The organism is Streptomyces sp. NPDC002845, from assembly GCF_053591955.1.
In genome coordinates this window covers 89,549-109,786 of sequence record NZ_JBSFUU010000032.1, presented here as the reverse complement: position 1 = coordinate 109,786, position 20,238 = coordinate 89,549, and the positions used below count along the sequence as shown (strand labels likewise).

Genomic DNA, 20,238 nt, shown 5'->3' with positions numbered 1-20,238 from the left:
CCGCACCTCGTCGACGGCTGCCTCACCGAGACCGGCCTGACCATTGGTCCGACCCAAACGTGACCTTGCTACCTCACGCATTAAAGATCAGTAGCAACCGCCGAACTGCCATCGATCCGCAATTTCGCGACACTGCCATGCGCATCTGGATCTTGTGGTTCCTCCCTGTCGAGGTCGGTCAGAAGGGCCGCGATCCAGTCGCGCAAGACCTCATCGCCGACGGCGAGCGGCTCAACGTAGGGGGCCTCCGGGAGGAACAACGGCATGACCTCGTCCAGGGAGCGGTCCCGGTGCCAGATCAGAACCGACACCAGCAAGCCGTGACAGACGAGGACCCGGGGTCCTGAGTGCTCCAGGGCCGCGTGCACTCCGTTGATCATCCTCAGGATGCCTTCTCTCTGGGACTCGCACGCGCCCGGCGGACGCTGTGCCCCGCCACGCTGGTCCAGCCATGAGCCGTACGCCAGGAACGGGCCGCCTTCGAACTCTCCGTAGTCCAGTTCGTTGAGCCGGGCGTCCGTGATCAGCTCCGGAGCTGGCACTCCCATCAGCAGGGAAGCCGTCTGCTGGGCTCGCGGGAGCTCACTCGCCAACCACGTGCGCACGTGGAATGGGAGCACGGCCCACGGCAGCCGGCACGAGCGCACGCCCTCGTCGTTGAGCCGGATGGCGCGGGCAGGATCTCCGTTGACGAGGTACTGCTCGCTGAAGTCGGTTTGACTGTGTCGGAGGATGTACGTCGTCGTCATCGCCCGGCCTCCGGATCGGAAGCCATGAACGAGGACAGCACCTTCGCGATCTTCGGCAGCGCCGGGTCGCCGATCTCCCAGTAGTAGAGGAATCCGTCGACAGCGAGTGCCCTGCACCATGGCGTGATCTCCGGGACGGGGATGCGGGAGATCCGAGTAGCTGTGACCAAGCGGTCGGCCACTTCTCTCTCAAGGTCGAAATACACCGTCCAGAAGGCCCAGTCGAACGCCGCGTCTCCCACCAAGGGATGCGGATCGATCAGGCGCGGGTGTCCTCCGCCGTCGAAGATCACGTTCTCGCGGTACAGGTCGGCGTGGAGGACCGTCGCCCGGTTGGGGTCTTCCCGCAGGGCGGGGAGACCCTCGCACGCTTCGTCCACGAGCGCCCTCCAGGAGCCAAGATCAAGACTCTGCAGCCGCTGACGGATACGAGGCACAACCACCTCCTGGCGGAAGTGCGCCAAGCTCGGCACGTCCGGCGTCGTTCTCCGTCGTCCGAGGGAATGGAGCCCCTGTATCGCAGCGGCCACCATCTGCCTCTCGCGCCCGACAGGTTCGGCGCCGCCGGGCCGACCGCCTACCAGCTCCAGGGCTGCCACCGACAGGTCGTCCGCCGCGTCGATGACATCTGTGGTCGGGCCACCGGCCCACACGGTCAGCGCGGCGATCTCGTGGCGGTAGCGGACCCGCTCGAACCATGCCTTGAGGATCACCGGAGTCCCGTCGAGCGTGGTGGCCAGCGCGACGGCAGAGGCGTGTCCCGCGTCGTGGTAGCCCTTCAGCGAGAGCTTCCAGCGCTCCGCCGCCTCAGCCAGGAGCAACGGGGCGGGGCCCGAAGCCATGACTCCGCCGACGGGCCGTAGTGGTCGAGCAGGCGCCGCCGACAACCCGGCGGCACCTCTCCGAGCGTCTGCGCGGTCATCAGCTCAGCACGATCCCGTCCGAGACCAACTCGTCCGTGAGCGCCGGGAACCCGCCGAGGGCCTCGGCGACGAGCGCCTGAACCTTGTCGGCCTCCGCGTCCGGCGAGGACAGCCGGACCAGGATGCGCCAGGGCTGGTCGAGCCGCTGCCCCGTGACGCTGACGAGGTGGACCTCCGCGTGCCCGTCGGTCGTCTCGTGCAGACGGTCCGCGAGTCGCTGTGCAGCGATGTTGTAGAGCTTGCCGACGTGGTAGACGGGGTTCTTCCCGTTGGCACCCTCCAGGTTCATCGGGCGCAGCGGGGTGATGAGACCGTTGACGCGGTTGCCCCGGCCCACGACTCCTTCGTCACCCGACTCGATCGAGCTGCCTGTGTAGGTCAGGTAGAGCTCGTCCTTCTCCGGCATGTCGCGGGCGTTGAGCCGGAATCTGGCCTCGGCACCGGGCAACCGCAGGCCGGCGAGCCGGTGACACTCGGCGAGGACGGTCTCGGTGTTGCGGATGTAGTCCGCTCGGCTGCTGACGTACCGCGACTTCTGCGGCACGCACAGCACGATGTCGGTGCTCTCCCCGTCCCAGTAGCCCATGAGCTTGACGTCCGAGCCGCACCAGGCGTGGGACTGGGTGAAGTCGCTCTGTCCGGAGAAGTGGTTCACCAACTCGCGCACGAACGACTCGAAGGGGTTCTCGGGCGCCCAGCCCGTACCGAGTGACGTGTCGTTCGAGCACCGCACTCGGCACTCCCGGAGGTCGTCGACGGACCGGGGGTTGAACCAACGGGTCCGGTCCGGAACCGCGTCGCCGGTCAGCACGGCGCCGGGGCTCGAATTGCTCGTGATGTTGAACGAGATGTCGAGGTGGCCCAAGACCTCCGGAAGGCGCTCGGCAAAGAACTCCCGGACCTCCGCCTCGACGATCTCCAGGACGGGTATTCGCTCTCCGCCGCAGACCGGGGCGGCCCGTCCGTTAACCAAGACCCGCACCGGGGCCGTCATCCTGCCGCTGCCGTAGCGGACTTCGCTCGCCCCACCCAGGAGGGCGAGCTTGTCGAAGTTGTGGTGCAACACGGCGCCGAACAGTTCCACGGTGTACCGGCTGTACGCCCGTGACAGCCGTTCGGCGAGGTGGTCGGCGAGGGTGTCGGGGTGTCCAAGTCCCTTGCGTTCGACGATGGTTGTGCCATCGGACTGGGGCGTGCTGGTCTCGATCACCAGGTGGCTGTTGCCGAAGGTCGTGCTCGTGCGGGGCATGGGTGTGCTCCCATCTCAAGGTCGACAGCTGAGCGGCTGGTGATCAGTGAAGCCATCTGGCGACCGGGCAGGAACGTTTCTAGGGGGTTTCTCTCGACGCCGAGGGCTCTCATGTGCACGTCAGCGTGGGTAATGTCCCCATCACCGAACGGGGTTGACGGGAGGCATGACGTGACTGGTGAGTCGTTAGCAATGCACCCACTGACGTTCGTCCGCCAGTCGAGCGGATGGGGGAAGGCCGAGCTCGCCCGGCTCATGCAGTCGCGGGGGAAGGAACTGGGCATCCCCCTGGCAACCAATCGCACAACCGTGTGGAAGTGGGAGCAGGGGCAGGAGCCGGACGCCGACGCTCAGCGCGTCCTCGCCTACCTGCTACGCGTTCCGTATGAACAGGTTCAAGCGGAAGGATGGCCGCGGTGGCTCCCCGTATGGGAAGTCACCGGGCTCACGGCTCCCTGGACAGAGGCCGGTACCGTTGAGGCACTGGCTGATCTGGTTGGGAGTGGCCGCATGGACCGTCGGGGGTTTCTCACCATCACCGGCGCCGCCCTGACGGGGCTTGCTGCGAGCTGGGCCGAGGCGCCGTCTGCTTTCGCCTCCGCCCTCAACGGAGATCGAGTCACCGACACGATGGTCTCGACGATCGAGCAGCGCATCAGCACTCTCCGCACGCTCGACGACCAACTCGGGGGCGCCCGGCTCTTGGAGCAGGCGCGCGGTGATCTCGCCCTGATCACCAGCCTCCTGAGCGCCGGCCGGTACACGGACAAGATCCGCATCCGCCTGTACGCACTGGCGGCCCGCGTGTCGCATCTGACCGGCTGGATGGCCTACGACGCAGGGCTGCGGTCCGCAGGACAGCGGTACTACATCGGGGCCATGCGCGGCGCCCGCACGGCTGGAGACGACGCCTTCGGGGCCTTCGTCCTGGCGGAGATGGGAGTCCACGTCTCCGAGGCCGGACGGACCGCCGAGCGGGTTGATCTCATCTCGACCGCCATCGACAACGCTCCCCGAACGCTGTCGCCCTACACCCAGTCCTTCCTCTACCTGCACAAGGCCGAAGCCCTGTCCCGCGATGGAGATCACCAGAGGGCCGGTACGGCGCTGAACCGTGCCGCTTCCCTCTGGGAGCGCCACACGGTGGAGGAAAACCCGGACTGGCTCGACTGGTTCGGCGAAGCGCAACTGAAGTCGACCGAGGGCAAGGTCCTGTTGCGCTCGGGCCAGGTGGAGCGCGCGACGAGTTCGCTGGAGACTTCCGTCAAGAAGGCCGCCCCTCGGGACAAGGCCGTGCGGTCCAGCCGTCTGGCTGAGGCCCGTCTCTCCGGTAACGACCTGGAGGGGGCGCTCGACGCTGCGAACTACGGTGCCGAGCTCCTCGAAGACAAGGTCAGCTCTGTTCGGGCTCTGGACCGCCTGAAGGAGTTCTCCGGGCAGCTCCAACCGCACAAGTCCGTTCCGGCCGTCCGTGACTTCCGCGAGCGTCTTCAGGCGCTGCCCGACGCGGCCTGATCGATACGGCGTCGCGTGCGCCGAGAGAGACCGTCCTCGGTGCAGGCGGCCAAAGTGCCAGGATGGTCGGCATGACGATGATCAATGGTGAGGTCGCGGCCGGGTTCGAGCCGGTGCGCGAGGCGTTCGCGGCCAACTTCGCCCAGCACGACGACATCGGCGCGGCTGTGTGCGTGTACCGGCATGGCCGATCGGTGGTGGACCTGTGGGGTGGGACAGCCGACCCCGACACTGGTCGTCCATGGGCGCGGGACACACTGCAACTGGTCTACTCGGCGACCAAGGGAGCGACCGCGACCGTGGCGCATCTGCTGGCCCAGCGAGGTTTGCTGGACTTGGACGCGCCGGTGGCCAAGTACTGGCCGGAGTTCGCCGCGAATGGCAAGGCGGAGATCCCGGTGCGCTGGCTGTTGTCCCACCAGGCCGGGATGGTCGCACTGGACCAACCGGTGCCGCTGGCCGAGGCACTGGCCTGGCAGCCGATGGTGGCCGCACTGGCCGCTCAACGTCCCCTATGGACTCCGGGCACCACACACGGATATCACGGCCGGACTTGGGGCTGGTTGGTCGGCGAGGTGATCCGCCGGGTGTCCGGCCGCACGCCGGGCCGCTTCTTCGCCGACGAGATCGCCGGCCCCCTGGGACTGGACTTCTTCATCGGATTGCCCGCGGGCGAACGCGCCCGGGTAAGTCGCATGGTGTACCAGCAGCCTGAGGTCGATTTCACCACCGCACCGCCGGAGTCGATCCCCGAGGAACTCCGCGAACTGGTCGCCGCCTGGCGCGACCCGAACTCGTTCAGCAACAGGGCTTTCGCGGTCACCGACCCGACCGAGATCGACTTCAACTCGCCCGAGGTGCAGGCCGCGGAACTCCCGGCCTCCAACGGCATCGGCACCGCACGCGGACTGGCGCGTATGTACGCCGCTCTCACCGGCGAGGTGGACGGCGTACGCCTGCTCACCCCGGAAATCCTCACATCGGCAACCAAGGAGCAGGCCAGCGGAGCGGACCAGGTGATGGTGGTGCCGAGCCGATTCAGCTCCGGCTACATGCTGCCCACCGACACCAACCCCATGACCGGGCCGAACTCCTTCGGCCACACCGGCCGAGGCGGCTCACTCGGTTTCGCTGACCCGGAGCACGGCATCGCCTTCGGCTACGTGATGAACCACATCATCGGGGGCCCTGACGATCTGCGTGCGATGTCGCTGGTCAATGCAGTGCACAGGTCGCTCGCGTAGAGCGACGTCTACGTACGGCAGTACCGCGAATCAGGCGTGTCTGAAGCGACCACTCCACAAGATCAAGAACAGAGTCTTCTCGGCAACGTGGCGGTTGCGTTGCGTGACGACGGGAGGATGAGGCGGAGCTGTCAGAGGCGCTGCAGTAGTCCTCCTTTCGGCGCCCTTCCACACGGCGCCGTTCCAGCCTTGAGAAGGGACCGTTCTTGTCTGGGACGTCCCGCCCGGCGCGGAGCGATCTCGCCTCCTATCGCTGTCCGCCCTCCGGTGCGTAGCCTGCGGTCGGAGAACTACGCCTCAGGAGGCACCCGCATGCCCAAGTCCGCTCAGCTGCGCACCTACACCGTCCGGGAAGGGATGCTCGACGAGTGGGTGCAGAGATGGCGTACGGAAATCGTGCCGCTGCGCCTGGAGTTGGGCTTCACCATTGATGGCGCCTGGGTGGACCGCGAGCGCAACCAGTTCGTGTGGCTCATCTCCTACGACGGCCCGGAGACGTTCGCCGAACGCAACGCGCTCTACTGGTCCTCGCCGGAGCGCAAGGCGATGAACCTCGCCCCGGACGAGTACCTGGTCCACACCGACGACCGCACGGTCGAGACGGTCCACCCGCAGATGTGATCACGGGTCCAGCGGCAGCATGTGGTGCCGCCGCTCGTCGTCGCTGAGAACGCGGGAGACCCGGCTGCGCGCTTCCGCTTCCAGGCGGTCGAAGTCGGGGGCGGCGGGCCATATGCGGGCGGTGCCGTCGGAGGACGCCGTAAGCAGGCGTGCGCTGTCCTGGGACCAGGCGACCGAAGTCACCTTGTCCTGATGCACCCCGACGATGCTCATCTCCTCGAAGGTGGCAGACGACCAGATACGTACGGTGCGGTCGTCGGACCCGGTGGCGATGAGCCGGCCATCCGGGGACCAGGCGATGGCGCGGACACGACCCTCGTGGCCCTTGAGGATCTCGATGCGGCGGCCGGTGGCGGTGTCCCAGACGGCCGCCGTCCAGTCTCCGGAGGCGGTGGCGACGCGCTCTTCGTCGGGGGACCAGGCCACGTCGTCGACGTAGTTGTCATGGCCGCGCAGCACGGTGAGCTGTCGGCATTGCACGACGTCCCAGAGCCGACAGGTACGGTCGTCCGAGGCGCTGGCCAGGAAGCGGCCGCTGGACGACCAGGCGATGCGGCTGATCCAGTCCTGATGTCCCGTCAGAGAGGTGAGCACTACCCGCTCTTGGGCCGACCACACCCTCACTGTGCCGTCGTGGTCCCCGGTGGCGATGTGGTCGCCGTTGGGGGACCATGCGACGCACTCGACCACAGCTCCCCTGTGGTCGAACGTGTTGTCCCGGCCCGGGTCGAGGATGCGGAAGAGACCGTCGTTGGTGCTGATGGCCAGGTGATCGTCGAGCGGTGACCACGCGGCGCTCCATACACGGTCCGTCTGTTCGAGCACGTGGCCGGAGGTGGCTCCGGTGGTGGCGTCCCAGACTCGGACCGTTCCGTCGTCCGACGCGGTGGCGATGCATGTGTCGCCGTGAGACCAGGCCGCCTGGTTCACGGGCTGACGGTGCCCGTCGAGCAGCACGCTCTCGGCACCGCGTGGCCGCAGATCCCATACCCGCCCTGTGCCATCTGTGGAGCTGGTGGCGAGCTGCTCTCCTGACGGGGACCAGGTCACGCCCCAGACCGTGTCGGAGTGTCCGCGCAGGACGGCGGTGACCTTCGCATCGTGTGCTTCGACGATCCGTACGGTCCGGTCGGAGGAGGCTGAGGCGAGCATCCGTCCGTCGGGCGACCAGGCAAGATTCCAGACATAGTCCGTGTGGCCACGTATCAGCAGCCGCAGTTCGCCGCTCTGGGCGTCGGAGATCCGTACCGTGTGGTCACCGGAGCCGGTGGCGATGAGGCGTCCGTCCGGAGACCATGCGATGCCCTCCACGAAGTCGGAGTGGCCGCGCAGCGTGGTCACCGGGGCGCCGGTGGCCCGGTCCCACACGAGGGCGGTCTGGTCATGCGAGGCGGAGGCCAGACGGCTGCTGTCCGGAGCCCATGCCAGACCCCACACGTCGTCGCCGTGCCCCCGCAACTCGTGGACGAGATCACCGGTCCCGGCGTCCCACACGCGCACCGCCTTGTCGCGTGACGTAGCGGCGATCCAGCGTCCGTCCGGTGACCAGGCGGTCTGTCGCCCGATGTCGGTGGCGCCGGTAAGCATCCGGAGCGGCTCGCCGGATGCGGCGTCCCAGATCCGTACGACATGATCGCGGCCCACAGCGGCGATGCAGGTCGAGTCCGGCGACCAGGCCACGCCCTCAACCATCGTGCCGCCGGACGGAAGGACACGCAGCGAGCGGCCTGACCTCGCATCGAAGACGCGGGCTGTGCCGTCTCTCGACGCGGTGGCCAGGAGGAGGCCATCCGGTGACCAGGCGATGTGCCGGACGGTGTCGGTGTGCCCGTCGAGCTGAGTACGGAGGTGACTGGACGCCAGAGCCGTCATCAAGCCCCGTTGAGCGGTCGGTGTGGGGAAGCATTCGCCGAGCGCGGCCAAAGTCAGCAGGAGGGACTGCTCCGGCTGCTGTTCCGCGGCGCCGAGCGCGTACTGCCCGATGGCGTCCGAGACACGGCGCAGGAAGGCAAGATCACGCCGCTGTGAGGATTCGACGAACGACTGTGCGGTCTCCGAGGCCTGCCCGGTCTCCTGGAGCGCGTGCATCCATCGCTGGGCCAGGGTGAGCCGCTCGCCGGTGAGCAGGTAGTCGGAGCTGCGACCGGATCGTTCCCAGTCCTCCGCCCATCGTTCCAGTTCCGCGCGCTGGCGCAGTTGCTCGGTGCGCGCCTCGACCTCCTGCCGCAAGGGGGCCCACTGGCGGAACAGCGCCTCGTGCGTCACCTGGGCATACGGTTCTTGACCTGCGTGTACGTCGGACATCAGCAGGCGCGCATCGACAAAGGCGTCCACGACACGTCGTTCCTGTGCCGTCAGTTCGGCGAGGTGAACGCGACGCCGAGCTACTTCCTGACCTTGGACGGTGACGAATCCGAGCAGCACCTTCAGCACGAAGCCGATGCCGTCGTCTCCGCGGCCGAGGTCGGCCACGGTGTGGTCGGCCTGCCGGGCGAGGGCGCCGGCCACTCCGCCGAGACTGCGGTAGAGCTCCTCCGAGACGGTCTCGCCGGGGCCGGAGGCGAAGTACAGCTCCTGCAACAGATACGCCAGCAGCGGCAACGCGTCATCCGTGCCCACATCGTTGACGATGGCCTCCACGACGCCAGGCGCGAAAGACAGGCCGACAAGCGCACCGGGCTGCTCCACCACCTGGGCGAGCTGGCTCCTGCCGAGTGCGCCGATGGCGACCGGATGCTGGAAGAGGTCGGCGTAGCCCGTGCCGAGGAGTTGTCCCAGAAACTCCACACGCAGCGTGGCGAGCACCCGGACCCTCGAATCCTGTGTCACGCACGAATGGAGGGCGTCGAGAAACTGGGCACGCTCCCGCTCGCCGGCGAGAGTGACGACCTCTTCGAACTGATCGACCACGACGAGCAGATGACGGAACCTGCTTCCCCGGAGCCGGGACAACTCCGAGAGCAGGGAGGCGGGGTCCTGCCGAAGTCGCCGTAAGACTGCACTCACCGGTTCCCTCTCCCCACCGGCTGTGGAGATGGCGGAGGCCAAGGCCGCGAGGGGATTGGGGCCTGGTGAGAAGGCGGGGAGGACGGACCACCGTCGGCCGCGCAGCCGTGGCATCACCCCAGCTCTCACAAGGGACGACTTCCCGCTCCCCGAGGCCCCGACGAGCACGAGGAACCTGTCGGCGGGCCTGTCCTGCGTTTCGTGCAGCCGACGCGTCAGATCCTCGGTCTGGGCTTCCCTGCCGAAGAAGACCGCGGCCTCGTCCTCCACGAAGGCGTCCAGTCCGGGGTACGGAACCCGGTCGCGGGGCCAGTCCGTCGGCGGGGGTGCGGGGTTCTCCAGCCGGTGAACGACGACCTGCATCACCACCATCGTGATGATCAGCAGCCCGATTGCCGGGATCGCAAGCTGCTGGAGCAGATGCAGCAGCCACGGCGCGTCGTTCTCGCTGGTGGCGTAGTTGGTGACGATCCCCAGCAGACTTGCGACGAGCACCAGCATGGCCTGGAGCAACAGCTGCAGACGGTTCCTCATGACGTATCCGTCAGTGCGCCGTTATGCCGCCGCAGCACTCCATGCCCCCGCTCTGCCGCTACCGATCACCGGCATCGAGTCACCAACGCTCCTGAACATCATCTGCGGAGGGGGACACGATCTCAACAGCGCCTCGGAGAACCAGCCACGGTGCTGTATCAGGGAGTGCGCTCCCTTCAGGTCATTTCAACGCCCCTCGCGTCAAAGCCTGGACAAAGGTCTGCCAGGCCTGGCCGTGGACGACGATCACCTGCCTTCCAACACTCTTCGAGTCACGAACGAGGGCACCATCCTCCGTACGCGAGCACTCGACGCATTCGCCGCCCGCTCCGTTGCTGTACGACGACGTGAACCACGACGTGCTGCCGTCGCTGCCCGCCTCTGCCATGTTCATTTTGCGTATTCCTTCAGGACAGACTTAATCAGTTGACCGGATCGTTGAGGACTCAGGGCGGCGGCCCTCAGACCGTCGAAGGCCCTCGTGTACTCACGGACATGGTGCTCGCCTTCGAGGTAGACGGCATCCGTGATGCCGTCCCGATACACGATGTCCGGGTCTTCCTGATCGGGGAAGCCGAGCATGGTGAAAGAGCCCGTGGCCGGATAGGTGCCCGCGTCGAAGGGCAGCACCTGCAAGGTAACGCTCGGCAACTCGGCGGAGTCCAAGACGCGTTCAAGCTGCTCACGCATTGATGCCCGGTCCCCAATGACGTTGCGCAGAGCGCCTTCGTTCACGACGAACCAGGCGTCGGGGGCGTCAGGCTGAGTCAGCATGGTCTGACGCTCCATACGTACACGTACGGCTCGGTCGATGTCCTCAGGAGACATGTGCCCACCGGTCTTGTGGAGCTCGCTCGCGTATGCGGCCGTCTGCATGAGGCCGGGAATCAGCTCGCACTGGTACTGGCGGAACGCCGAGGCGTCCTGCTCCAGGCCGATGTAGATGTTGAACCACTTGGGGACCCCGGCACCGTGCACCTGCCACCAGCCGCGTGTCTTGGCCTGCCGGGCCAGTGACTTGAGGAACTCGCGCAACTCGTCACCGGTGTCGTAGAACCGGCACAGGGCATCGATGTCGGACGGCTGAACTCTCCCGCTGCCCGTCTCCATGCGGTTGACCTTGGAGCCGCTCCAGTCCAGCGCCTCACCGACCTGAGCGCAGGTGAACCCGCCCTTCTCACGGAGCTTCTTCAGCTCGACCGAGAGACGACGACGGCGTGCCGTCGGTGAACCGGCCATCCGAACCTTCTTTCAGCTAGCGGGCGTTCAGTCTCGCGCCAAGGGGCGCGCTTGCCAATCACTCGGAAGTGGGAATCCCGTCGTGCACATTGCATGACGGGATGAGTGCACGCCATTCTTGCCGATGACGCAACTCACTGCGAGTACGTGTAACGCTCCGCTGATCAACTGGGGTCGGTGGAGTCGACATGCGACGAGAGGGGTCCTCGTGATCCAGGAAGCGTGTATGTCACGAAAGCCGTGGGACCTGGCCTTCACGGCTGAGCCCGAGGAAGTGGCCGCCCTGCGGCGCATCATGCGGCTGCACCTGGGGCTCTGGGGTCTGCACGACGTAACCGACGCGGCTCAACTCTGCGTGAGTGAACTCGTGTCCAACGTCATCACCCACGTCGGCCCCGGAACCCCGGCCACGCTCGCGGTCTCCATGAACGGCACGCTCTTGCGCATCGAGGTTCACGACCCCGACACTCGCGCACTCCCCACGCTCGTCGAAGCGGCTTCCGACTCCGAGGCGGGGCGGGGCATGTCTCTCGTCGATGCCCTCGCCGACCGCTGGGGCGTGCAGCTCCACGCCGATCGGAAAGTGACCTGGTGCGAGCTGACAACAGGGCTCACCGCGTCGAACGGCCACGTAGGAACTCCTGGCGTGTCACGGGCCGAGGCACTGCTCGACCTCTACCTGGCCGCGAAGCCTCACCGTGAGGCGAGCTTCAGCAGGCTGAGCGCGGCTGTGGCCGAGGAAGCAGTTATCGGGGTCATCTCAGACTTTCTGCACTGGCTTCGGGCGCACGGCTGCGACGCAGACGAGATCTTGGACCATGCTCAAACGCGCTTCGAGACGCAGATCTCAGGTATCGAAGGCCTGCCGTGTCGGACCGCACGATGAAGAAGCCATCGGGACGGCCCAGCAGGAACGGGGACTGGTTCGAGGCGCTACACGACGCTCTGAGGGCAGCCCAAGGCAGCCAGCTCTCGGAAGATCGAGTTCAGCTGTTGGGCGTCTCGCTGCTGCGCATTCGACTTGCGGGCGATGGGCAGGAGGGCTTCCTCGTTCTGATGACCGTTGAACCCGGTGTCGTACTGACTTCGTCGCCAGTGTTCCTCGATCACTCCGAACCTCAAGACACCCTGAAGAGGGTTCGCAGTCGGTAAGGGCCACACACTCTGACCGTGGCCATCGTGGAGGAAGCGGCGATCGATATGATCGCCGACCTCCTTCACTGGCTCAGAGCGCACGGGTGCGACGCGGATGAGGCACTTGATCGCGCACAGATCCACTTCGAAGCGGAAATCGCCGAGGGCGAGGGGCTTCCGGCTTGACGGGTCCCGGTTGAGCGGCCGGTGAGGGACGTGGAGTAGCCCGCACCGTCTCAACACCCGGGACACCACTCGGCGTGACTCCGCGATCGCGGACCGAAGGACGCCGGGAAGTAGGACACTGGGGCCATGCGCGCAGCACACCCATCCAGTCCCGAGGTCTCGGCCCGCATGAGCCGGCAGACCAACCGGGACACCGGTGTCGAACTGGCGGTGAGGCAGCTCCTCCACGCCTCCGGATACCGCTACCGGATCCACTATCCGGTGCCGGGCATGCGCAGGCGGAAGATCGACATCGCGTTCACGGGTGCCAGGTTGGCCGTCCTGATCGACGGCTGCTTCTGGCACGGCTGCCCGGAGCACGCCACCAGTCCCAAGGCGAACGCGGAATGGTGGCGCCAGAAGCTCGATCGCAACATCGAGCGGGACCAGGAGACGAACGCGCAGCTGCTGGCCGAAGGGTGGACGGTCCTGCGCTTCTGGGAACACGAGTCACCAGATGCCGTTATGCGTCAGGTGGCCGCAGCTGTCGACCGGGAGAAGGCCGGCAGACGGAAACGACGGGTAAAGGGGGGCCGATGAGCGAGCTGCGATTCGTCGATGTCTGTGCGGGGGCGGGTGGACTGGCCTTGGGGCTGGAGCATGCCGGCTTCGAACCCGTACTGCTCTTGGACAAGAAGCCGGTGGCCTGCGACACACTGCGCATGAACCGACCGGCGTGGCAGGTTCTGGAAACGGATCTGCTGGAATTCTCCCCTTCTCGGCATCAGGAGATCTACGACGTCGATCTGCTGTCGGCCGGTCTGCCCCGCGTGAAGTCCATTGCGGCCGTCGCGCGGACTGAGACCGAGGCCGAGCTGCGTTTGCTGGAGGCAACCGCCTATCTGGCGCACGCCGTCCAGCCGCAGGCCCTGCTCATCGAGAACGTGCCGAGGCTGGTGGGCGCGCCCGACTTCGAGCCGATACGCGACTTCATCCGCAAGGAACTCGATCATCTCGGCTATCGGTTCCAGTGGTTCATCCTGAACGCAGCCGACTTCGGGGTGCCACAGGAGCGGAAGCAAGGGGTGCTCGTCGCGCTCAAGAAGCAGTACTTCGACGCGTTCCGTCCACCGGAGCCGACAGTGCGCGAGCACCGTTCCGTCGGTCGAGCTCTACGCCGGTCCATGGCCATGGGCGGTTGGCGCGACGCAGACCGTTGGGCGGCCCAGGCTCTCAGCGTGGCCCCGACCCTGGTGGGTGGGTCGGACAGGAGGGGAGGCGCGGATCTAGGACCGACGGGGACGAGGAAGGCCTGGGCCCGGATGGGAGTCGATGGCGGCACTGTGGCCGACGACGTTCCCGGCCCGGACTTCGTCTGGGCCCCTGAGACGGGACGCCACGGCATGGTCAGGATCACGACGGACCAGGCCGCGCTCCTGCAGGGTTTCCAGTCCGATTGGAGATTCGCCGGGAAGAAGACGGCCCGCTATCGTCAGATAGGGCACGCCTCACCGCCGCCGGTGGGCAGGGCGCTCGGTCTCGCGATTCGAGCCGCACTGGGGGCGCCCGCAGCCCCCGTCGCCGGCTACACTTCAGCCCCATGAACAGCCCAGAAACACAAGTTCACCATCGCGATGGTGTCCGCATCTTGGACCTCTTCGCAGGCCCTGGTGGACTCGATGTGGCAGCGCACTTCCTGGGCTTCAAGAGCATCGGGATCGAGTGGGACCGGGACGCGTGCGAGACGCGCTACGCCGCGGGGCTGCCGACGATTCACGCCGACGTGAGCGTCATGCGCGAAACCCGCTTCGACGAGATCCCGAAATCGGTCGACGTGCTCGCCGGAGGGCCACCCTGTCAGTCCTTCTCCGTCGCGGGTAACGGTGCGGGACGGCGAGCGCTGGAGACGGTGAAGGACTTCATCCACCGCCTTGTGGATGGGGAGGACGAAGCCAAGATCGACGAGGACCTGCACGCCCTCGGCGACTCACGCACCGCCTTAGTCCTGGAACCCCTCCGCTGGCTCATCAAAGCGATCGAAACAGAGGGCCGCGACCCGTACATGGTGATCGTTCTGGAGCAGGTACCTGCGGTCCTGCCCCTCTGGGAGGTCTACGCGAAGCTTCTGCGCGGCGGCGAAGGACGACTGGAAGGCATCAAGTACGAAGCGGAATGCTGGGAGTTGAAGACCGAGCAGTTCGGGGTGCCGCAGACGCGCACACGCGCCGTACTCGTCGCTCGGCTCCCGGGACATGGGGCCATCGAACCACTCGAAGCGACTCACCTGCCCTTCGATCTGCATCGGGGGAAACGCAACGCCGCTCATGCGGAGATGCTCCCGACCGATTCCCCGGTTCTCAGGACCAAGCCGCGCTGGGTCTCCATGGCAGAGGCCCTCGACGCGGCGAGCAAGCTGAAGGACTCCCCCGTCGATGTGTCCCGGCTCCGGACGGGAGGCGAGATGAAGTTCTTCGTCGTGTCGAACTACGGCTCCGGAGGGGACCCGAAGAACCGAGGCAGGCGCCTGTCCTCCGAGCCCGCCTTCACGGTCACCGGGAAGATCTCTCGAAACAAGATCTACAAGGGCATCGCGGAATACGAGGCTGGCCAATCCGACCGTTTCACCGTTCCGGAATCCGGAGTTCTCCAGACCTTCCCGCACAACTTCCCGTGGTCCGGAAAGGGCCAGGCCCAGCAGGTCGGCAATGCCGTACCCCCACGGTTGGGAATGCATGTGCTCGGCAGGGCATTGCGCGGGAACGCCCCCTCGGCCGAGGAGTTGACAGCCGCGAGTACTTGGCCGAGCGTATCCGGGGCCACCACGGACGAACTGCGTCGCCTCGGGTGCGGTGATCAGAGTCAATGTCCTTCGGAGTCACACAAGGTCACTCGCTCTCATCGGAAGTCCGACCTCTGACCTGCGCGTCCGCAAACAGTTCCTCGAAGTGACCGACCAGTTTCTCAACCGCCTCCCCCGGAGCCCGCTCCTCCTCCGGACCTTCGGGCAGATTGTTCCTGGGCGATGGAAGGGATGATTCGGCACCCGCGATCCAGTCGCGCAGGGGCTCCCCGTCACGTTCCACGTCCGGGGCGATGACGTCGTACATCAGGGTCGCCGCAGCAGCGTTGACCGCGGGCGTCAGGGCGTTCACCTCTCGACCGGTGCGCACAATCCCCCGCTCCATCAGCCTGACGAGAGCCAGTGCGGTAGGGCGATGGTCGATGACATCCAGCCGAAGAGCAGAGTTGAGCATGTCCTGGTTGCCACAGGCCATCACGACGGGTCGGTAGTCCGAGCCGTCGCGGAAGAGTTCGGCCGCCCACCAGAGTCGGGCGAACGTCTGCTTGTAGTGCGGGCCGACGAACTTGTCGCGGGCCACGCGCCCGTGCGAACGGTCCGCCTTCGGTTCGGGCAGATGCCGCCACACGACGTAGTCCGGTGCCACGCCAAGGGCCAGATACGTCCAAAGCCGCCTCTCGGCTGCTTCCCGACGGGTCAGCCGAAGGGTCTCGTGCAGGCGCGGTGCCAGCCAAGCGTCCGCGGTCGTGGGGCGCTCGTCCCGGAACCTGTCCAGCGCGTGGTCGATCAGATCCCTGACCCGGTGCAGCCGCAGCCGCACGTCGTCACCCGGCAGCGGCTCGGCAACCTTGTTCAGCGCGATAGAGGGGACGTCCTCGCGTCCCTCGAGCAGTCCTGTGGAGATGTACTCGGCGGCCTGTACATCGGAGATCAGGGCAAGCCGTTCCGGCAAGTGCTCGGGGCGGGAAGTCACGCGTGGGTCTCCTGGTCGAGTCGTTCGATGTCGCGGACAGTGGCGGCCAACGCCTTGGGGACCTCGGCGCGACGTGCGGCTGCGTACTGGATACGCGGCTGCAGATCCGTCCAACTCCCCTCGCCTGTACGCCGTATGTGTACCTCTCGGAGAGCGTCCTCTTCCGACCGACCGGGGACGATGTCCGGGAGCATCTCTCGGAGCACCGCACCTCGCCAGTCGGGCGGGAACAGCGGAGTCCCGTCGTCCTCGATCTCCAGGTCGCCGATGGCGGTGTGGAAGACCGCGGTCCACACATCGGCGCACATCTGGGCCAGCAGGATCTCGCCGACCACGCTCTCCACCTTCGAGCCCTGGCCTTCCACGAGCGCTACGAGGCCCTCGAAGTCCGAGTTCAGGCGGACGGTGGGCATCCGCCCCGAGGTGTCCACGATCCAGGGTGCGTCCCGAAAACTCCGCAACCACTCCGTGCCGCGGGCGAAACTGACCGTGCTGACGTCGAGTTGGCGATCCCGGAGCGGGGCGTCGGCCGCCACGTCGATCATCCACTCCCGGTCGGTGGAGGCGATGATCCGCCCCGCTATCCCCCCGACTGTGGCCACCACGTGCACAGCGAGGGACGCACGGTCCAGGTGGTCGTCCCGGTCGAGTTCGATCTCCCCGGTCCAATCCCTGCCGCCCTCCGCACCGGGTTCCAACCGGGCAACAGTGCGTGCGTTGGTGGCCCCCTCCGTCAGAACGGCGACAACCGCGACGTCGGACCAGTGGCCCTTCGTCTCGATCTCACGAGCTGGGATGGTTGCCGTCAGAGCGAGCCGTGCAGTCTGCCAGTCGTCGCGCTCGGCCCTGCCGAGTGCCACGACCTGCTCGACAACCGAGTATCCCTTGGTATCCAACTGCTCGCGGGAGTCGCCGGGGCCGCGCAGCCGCACGGCCGTGACTCGCGCCGTCACCGGGCCGGTCAGTCGGGGGTACGGGTAGGCCCTCACGCGGCGCCTCCCTTGCTCTCCTGGAGTTCGACAACGAGACCGGTCAGCGCGGCCCGCACCGGATGTGTGGACACATCGGTGACACCGCGAAAGACGGCACGACGGATCCCTGGAGCGAAATGCAGCACGCCGTCGGTCAGCTCACAGTTACTGACTGCGACGAGCTCGGCCCACTTGACCACTGGACGAGGGCCGGAGCGAACCTCCAACTTGGCGACGGGGCTCATGCGCCAGGGCTCTCCCCCAGGCGACACCTTGACCTCGGCAGTGATCTGCCACGCACCGGAGGGGTCGATCATGGCGTCCAAATCGTCCAGCTTCGGAGGCGCCACCGTCCCCCTGACCTTGCTGGTGGGCTTGCCCGAAATCTTGAGCCGCTTGCTCACCTTGCTCGTACCGCTCGGCTTCTTCTCCTTGGGGATCGCCACAAGTTCGTGCACGGCCCTGTTGGTCTCAGTTGTCAACGCTGCGATCCGCCGATGGGCCGAGGGCGAGTAGCGCATCCTCAACTCCTCGGTCTGGCCCCATTTGTTGTGCTCCGGCGGTTCGGAGGAGCGTAGAAACTCCTCGGCTTGAGCCGCGAACGGCGCGTCATCTCCCGCCGCCCGGCCCGCGAGCAGAACTGCCTGGAACGGGTTGGTCCCCACAGGGAGGCCGGGAACCCAGCTGGTCTTGACCGTCATGCGATTGCCACGCATCGCGGTCACCTGGTTGATCTTGCCATCGGCGTCGGTGGCCTCGGTGACGAGGAGCACTGCCCGATGCTCACCGGCCGTACCAGTGAGACCGTCCCTCTCGGGTACCTTCAACGGCACTGTGATGAGTGCTACTTGGCCCGCCTCGGTGAGGCGGTCCACCGTGGTGCCGCTCAGGAAGGCCTGAAGAGCACGCGAGCGCGCGGGTTGGTGCACGTGTGGCTCGACCCGCTCCTCCTCAAGGTATTCCACGCCATTGCGCAGCGTCCGCACTGATGCCTCCAGCAATGGTCGGCGGTCGCCTCCCGCTGTCATCGCGGCCCAGAAGTTACGTCCGAGCGCGCGAACCAACCGCTGGTGCATGCGCTCCAGGCTGTCCTCGTCGTCGCCCACGTCGCCTTCTTGGTCCTGCCCGGCCTCGGCGAGGCTGGCCACATCATGTGCTCCGACGATCAAGAAAGATGTGCCAGGATCATCGTCCTCGCGGGTGAGGTGCAGGTTCTCGACCGTCTCTTCGTCAGCCCACCAGGAGCGGACCACCTCTGCATTGTCCGCCTCGGCATCCGGCCGGCCCAGCCAAGCGGGACCGGCAAATCTCCTGCCGTCCACCTCCCGCCAGGGCAGATCGAGTCGTCCGATCAGCCGCCGCTGGGTGTGTCCCTCGTGCGGTTCGGACAGCGTGGAGTTCATGAGGACGAGCCCCAGACGGCTGGTCGCCCACAGCGTGGCCTTTCCGAGGCCGTATGAACCGCCGGCCGCCACATCCGACTTGCGGCTCTCGAGTTGGCGCCGCACCACGGCCGCAAATCGGCCGTCCCCGTAGTCGTCACCGGTCAGCCCGTTGGCGTTGTAGTCGTCGACACGAAGAAGGACCAGCCGATCCCGCTCGAACATCTCCCGCAGACCGGCACTGATGACGCGTCCGACCTTCTGGTCCTGAGCGGCGGCTGCCTCGTAGTGCGGGCGGAGGTCGTGCCAGCGGATTGCCGTATGGAACCGGGCCAGAGCGTCACCGGTCAGTTCGTGCAAGGTGTATCGGACCCTGACCGGGCGGTCGTTCCTCCTGTCGCGCTCGTCCAAGCTGTTCTGGGTCGCCTCCCGGGCAAGGACCTCCAGATCGGCCTCGAAGGCGAAGGCCGCCGCGTTGCCGAACTCCCGGCCACCATCGTCGTGGCCGGGGCGGTGATACCACACAACTGACGTCTCCGCGGGTTCGTCCTGCCGTTCCGGACCAACCGCGGAGTCCTGCCCGGTTTCGTCCTCGACTCCAAGGACCTCCTGCATCCTGACCAAAAGGTCCGGGTGAGGCACGGAGCGGTCGTCGAGCCAGGCCTCGACAACTGCTCGCGTCACGCCCAGCCGGTGTGCCAGTTCGCTTTCATCCGTTCCATTTCCCTGCATCCGCTCGGCCAACCACCGACCGAACTCCGTCCCCTTCGAGGCCACCGTTCCTTCTCTCTCGTCGGAACTGCTCTCTGTCTCAGGCGTGTCGACGCTGTCGTTCGGAAGTGACTCGCCCGCCCCCGTGTCCTCCCGCCGCTCCGGGCCTCTGCGAAGTGCGGTCCTTTCAGCAGCCTCCTGAGCGATCTTTCGAGCGGCCTTCAGACGACGGCGTTCCGCGTCAGGATTATCGGGATCCAGTCCCATTTGGATTCTCAGGTCTTTCAGTGCACGCTTCTCGAGCTGTCGAATACGTTCGCGCGTGACTCCGAATCGCTTGCCGATTTCATCCAGCGTCCAGGATCTGCCATCGATAAATCCATATCGCAGCTGCAGAACTTTCTGAGTTCTCTCCGTGAACACGCATGCATCGAACAGCTGGAATAGTTCTTGGCGCTCGAATTCGGACCACAGTGCCTGTTCCGGGCCCGGCACCGGCCGAAACCCGTCGACGACCAGTTCTCCGAGAGTCGTGTTCTCGCCGACGGGTTGCTCGAGCGACAGAACCGCCCGATGGCCCAACCGCTGACACTCCACCACCCTTTCGGGACTGAGCTCACAGGCCAAGGCAAGATCATCCACATTGGGAATTCTGCCCTGGTCGAGAAACACCCGCTCTCTCTTTCGTACCTTCTCCACATCGGTCCAGATGCCGACCGGAAGTCGAATGGCTGCTCCTTCATTGATCACAGCCCGAGTGATGCGCTGCCGAATCCACCAGGTTGCGTAGGTAGAAAACTTGCAGCCCATGGAGACGTCAAACTTCTCCACAGCACGGATGAGCCCGATCATGCCGTGCTGCGCAAGATCCTCATACATGGGACCACCAGCCCAGTGCCCCAAGCCACGCAGGATCTTATGTACGAGCCGCTGATTATGGATAACCATTGCGGACAAAGCCCTGCGCGCCTCGCTGTCTCGCGGAAGTGTCGCCAGGTAGCCATCGGGCAACGACTCCGATG

The 20,238-nt window shown here is 66.3% G+C and carries 17 protein-coding genes and 1 pseudogene; 8 read left to right on the top strand and 10 right to left on the bottom strand.

Annotated elements, in window-relative coordinates; all coding sequences use genetic code 11:
• Positions 1-80 precede the first annotated feature (80 nt).
• From ACWD3C_RS23955 to ACWD3C_RS23945, 3 genes are all read right to left on the bottom strand, one after another.
• A complete protein-coding gene (locus ACWD3C_RS23955) occupies positions 81-749 on the bottom strand; it encodes a histidine phosphatase family protein (protein WP_451147080.1) in 669 nt (222 codons plus the stop codon).
• Positions 746-1,591, bottom strand: coding sequence for an aminoglycoside phosphotransferase family protein (locus tag ACWD3C_RS23950; RefSeq protein WP_451147078.1), 846 nt, complete (start codon positions 1,589-1,591; stop codon positions 746-748). The genes ACWD3C_RS23955 and ACWD3C_RS23950 overlap by 4 nt, the downstream gene beginning before the upstream one ends.
• Positions 1,592-1,670: 79 nt before the next feature.
• Positions 1,671-2,921, bottom strand: a complete 1,251-nt coding sequence (locus ACWD3C_RS23945; protein ID WP_451147076.1) for a methionine adenosyltransferase — start codon at positions 2,919-2,921, stop codon at positions 1,671-1,673.
• 192 nt (positions 2,922-3,113) lie between these two features.
• On the opposite strand from ACWD3C_RS23945, the gene ACWD3C_RS23940 reads away from it, so the two are divergent.
• The 3 genes from ACWD3C_RS23940 (at position 3,114) to ACWD3C_RS23930 (ending at position 6,301) form a co-directional block, all read left to right on the top strand.
• Positions 3,114-4,436, top strand: a complete 1,323-nt coding sequence (locus tag ACWD3C_RS23940) for a transcriptional regulator (RefSeq protein WP_451147074.1) — start codon at positions 3,114-3,116, stop codon at positions 4,434-4,436.
• Positions 4,437-4,507: 71 nt separating this feature from the next.
• Positions 4,508-5,680: a serine hydrolase domain-containing protein gene (locus ACWD3C_RS23935; RefSeq protein WP_451147072.1), complete on the top strand. Its 1,173-nt coding sequence runs from the start codon at positions 4,508-4,510 to the stop codon at positions 5,678-5,680.
• A 312-nt stretch (positions 5,681-5,992) separates the two neighbouring features.
• Complete coding sequence (locus ACWD3C_RS23930) at positions 5,993-6,301, top strand: NIPSNAP family protein (protein WP_451147070.1); 309 nt, start codon at positions 5,993-5,995, stop codon at positions 6,299-6,301.
• On the opposite strand, the gene ACWD3C_RS23925 is transcribed toward ACWD3C_RS23930, so the two are convergent.
• The 3 genes from ACWD3C_RS23925 to ACWD3C_RS23915 all read right to left on the bottom strand — a co-directional run bounded on the left by ACWD3C_RS23925 (position 6,302) and on the right by ACWD3C_RS23915 (position 11,080).
• Positions 6,302-9,841 carry an nSTAND1 domain-containing NTPase gene (locus ACWD3C_RS23925; protein ID WP_451147068.1) on the bottom strand — a complete coding sequence of 1,180 codons (3,540 nt, stop codon included), beginning with the start codon at positions 9,839-9,841 and terminating at the stop codon, positions 6,302-6,304.
• Between the two features lie 181 nt (positions 9,842-10,022).
• On the bottom strand, positions 10,023-10,235 hold the full coding sequence (locus ACWD3C_RS23920; RefSeq protein WP_451147066.1) for a DUF397 domain-containing protein: 213 nt from the start codon (positions 10,233-10,235) through the stop codon (positions 10,023-10,025).
• Positions 10,232-11,080 (bottom strand): helix-turn-helix domain-containing protein, encoded by an 849-nt coding sequence (locus ACWD3C_RS23915; RefSeq protein ID WP_451147064.1) that lies wholly within the window; start codon positions 11,078-11,080, stop codon positions 10,232-10,234. Before ACWD3C_RS23915 ends, ACWD3C_RS23920 begins: the two co-directional genes overlap by 4 nt.
• Positions 11,081-11,306: 226 nt before the next feature.
• Between ACWD3C_RS23915 and ACWD3C_RS23910 the strand changes: the two genes are divergently transcribed.
• The 5 genes from ACWD3C_RS23910 to ACWD3C_RS23890 all read left to right on the top strand — a co-directional run bounded on the left by ACWD3C_RS23910 (position 11,307) and on the right by ACWD3C_RS23890 (position 15,296).
• Positions 11,307-11,966: an ATP-binding protein gene (locus tag ACWD3C_RS23910; RefSeq protein ID WP_451147062.1), complete on the top strand. Its 660-nt coding sequence runs from the start codon at positions 11,307-11,309 to the stop codon at positions 11,964-11,966.
• Between the two features lie 284 nt (positions 11,967-12,250).
• A complete protein-coding gene (locus ACWD3C_RS23905; protein WP_451147060.1) occupies positions 12,251-12,400 on the top strand; it encodes a hypothetical protein in 150 nt (49 codons plus the stop codon).
• A gap of 126 nt (positions 12,401-12,526) precedes the next feature.
• Positions 12,527-12,979, top strand: coding sequence for a very short patch repair endonuclease (locus tag ACWD3C_RS23900; protein ID WP_451147058.1), 453 nt, complete (start codon positions 12,527-12,529; stop codon positions 12,977-12,979).
• Entirely contained in the window at positions 12,976-13,983 is a 1,008-nt protein-coding gene (locus ACWD3C_RS23895; RefSeq protein WP_451147056.1) for a DNA cytosine methyltransferase, read from the top strand. The genes ACWD3C_RS23900 and ACWD3C_RS23895 overlap by 4 nt, the downstream gene beginning before the upstream one ends.
• Positions 13,984-14,027: 44 nt before the next feature.
• Positions 14,028-15,296, top strand: a complete 1,269-nt coding sequence (locus ACWD3C_RS23890; protein WP_451147054.1) for a DNA cytosine methyltransferase — start codon at positions 14,028-14,030, stop codon at positions 15,294-15,296.
• Here the strand turns inward: ACWD3C_RS23890 and ACWD3C_RS23885 are convergent.
• The 4 genes and pseudogenes from ACWD3C_RS23885 to ACWD3C_RS23870 all read right to left on the bottom strand — a co-directional run.
• The gene (locus tag ACWD3C_RS23885) at positions 15,265-16,152 is read right to left on the bottom strand and encodes a DUF6339 family protein (protein WP_451147052.1); all 888 of its coding nucleotides are present in this window, start codon (positions 16,150-16,152) and stop codon (positions 15,265-15,267) included. The two genes, ACWD3C_RS23890 and ACWD3C_RS23885, sit on opposite strands and share 32 nt — an antisense overlap.
• Positions 16,149-17,141 carry a hypothetical protein gene (locus ACWD3C_RS23880; protein WP_451147050.1) on the bottom strand — a complete coding sequence of 331 codons (993 nt, stop codon included), beginning with the start codon at positions 17,139-17,141 and terminating at the stop codon, positions 16,149-16,151. The genes ACWD3C_RS23885 and ACWD3C_RS23880 overlap by 4 nt, the downstream gene beginning before the upstream one ends.
• Positions 17,138-19,237: a helix-turn-helix domain-containing protein gene (locus ACWD3C_RS23875; protein WP_451147092.1), complete on the bottom strand. Its 2,100-nt coding sequence runs from the start codon at positions 19,235-19,237 to the stop codon at positions 17,138-17,140. The genes ACWD3C_RS23880 and ACWD3C_RS23875 overlap by 4 nt, the downstream gene beginning before the upstream one ends.
• 258 nt (positions 19,238-19,495) lie before the next feature.
• Positions 19,496-20,164 (bottom strand): annotated as a pseudogene (locus ACWD3C_RS23870) (sigma-70 family RNA polymerase sigma factor); the annotation flags it as partial.
• Positions 20,165-20,238 lie beyond the last annotated feature (74 nt).

What these genes read in the sequence shown, in the direction of transcription:
- ACWD3C_RS23955 (WP_451147080.1), bottom strand. Translation starts at nt 749, where the DNA reads ATGACGACGACGTACATCCTCCGACACAGTCAAACCGACTTCAGCGAG.
- ACWD3C_RS23950 (WP_451147078.1), bottom strand. Translation starts at nt 1,591, where the DNA reads ATGGCTTCGGGCCCCGCCCCGTTGCTCCTGGCTGAGGCGGCGGAGCGC.
- ACWD3C_RS23945 (WP_451147076.1), bottom strand. Translation starts at nt 2,921, where the DNA reads ATGCCCCGCACGAGCACGACCTTCGGCAACAGCCACCTGGTGATCGAG.
- ACWD3C_RS23940 (WP_451147074.1), top strand. Translation starts at nt 3,114, where the DNA reads ATGCACCCACTGACGTTCGTCCGCCAGTCGAGCGGATGGGGGAAGGCC.
- ACWD3C_RS23935 (WP_451147072.1), top strand. Translation starts at nt 4,508, where the DNA reads ATGACGATGATCAATGGTGAGGTCGCGGCCGGGTTCGAGCCGGTGCGC.
- ACWD3C_RS23930 (WP_451147070.1), top strand. Translation starts at nt 5,993, where the DNA reads ATGCCCAAGTCCGCTCAGCTGCGCACCTACACCGTCCGGGAAGGGATG.
- ACWD3C_RS23925 (WP_451147068.1), bottom strand. Translation starts at nt 9,841, where the DNA reads ATGAGGAACCGTCTGCAGCTGTTGCTCCAGGCCATGCTGGTGCTCGTC.
- ACWD3C_RS23920 (WP_451147066.1), bottom strand. Translation starts at nt 10,235, where the DNA reads ATGAACATGGCAGAGGCGGGCAGCGACGGCAGCACGTCGTGGTTCACG.
- ACWD3C_RS23915 (WP_451147064.1), bottom strand. Translation starts at nt 11,080, where the DNA reads ATGGCCGGTTCACCGACGGCACGCCGTCGTCGTCTCTCGGTCGAGCTG.
- ACWD3C_RS23910 (WP_451147062.1), top strand. Translation starts at nt 11,307, where the DNA reads ATGTCACGAAAGCCGTGGGACCTGGCCTTCACGGCTGAGCCCGAGGAA.
- ACWD3C_RS23900 (WP_451147058.1), top strand. Translation starts at nt 12,527, where the DNA reads ATGCGCGCAGCACACCCATCCAGTCCCGAGGTCTCGGCCCGCATGAGC.
- ACWD3C_RS23895 (WP_451147056.1), top strand. Translation starts at nt 12,976, where the DNA reads ATGAGCGAGCTGCGATTCGTCGATGTCTGTGCGGGGGCGGGTGGACTG.
- ACWD3C_RS23875 (WP_451147092.1), bottom strand. Translation starts at nt 19,237, where the DNA reads ATGCAGGGAAATGGAACGGATGAAAGCGAACTGGCACACCGGCTGGGC.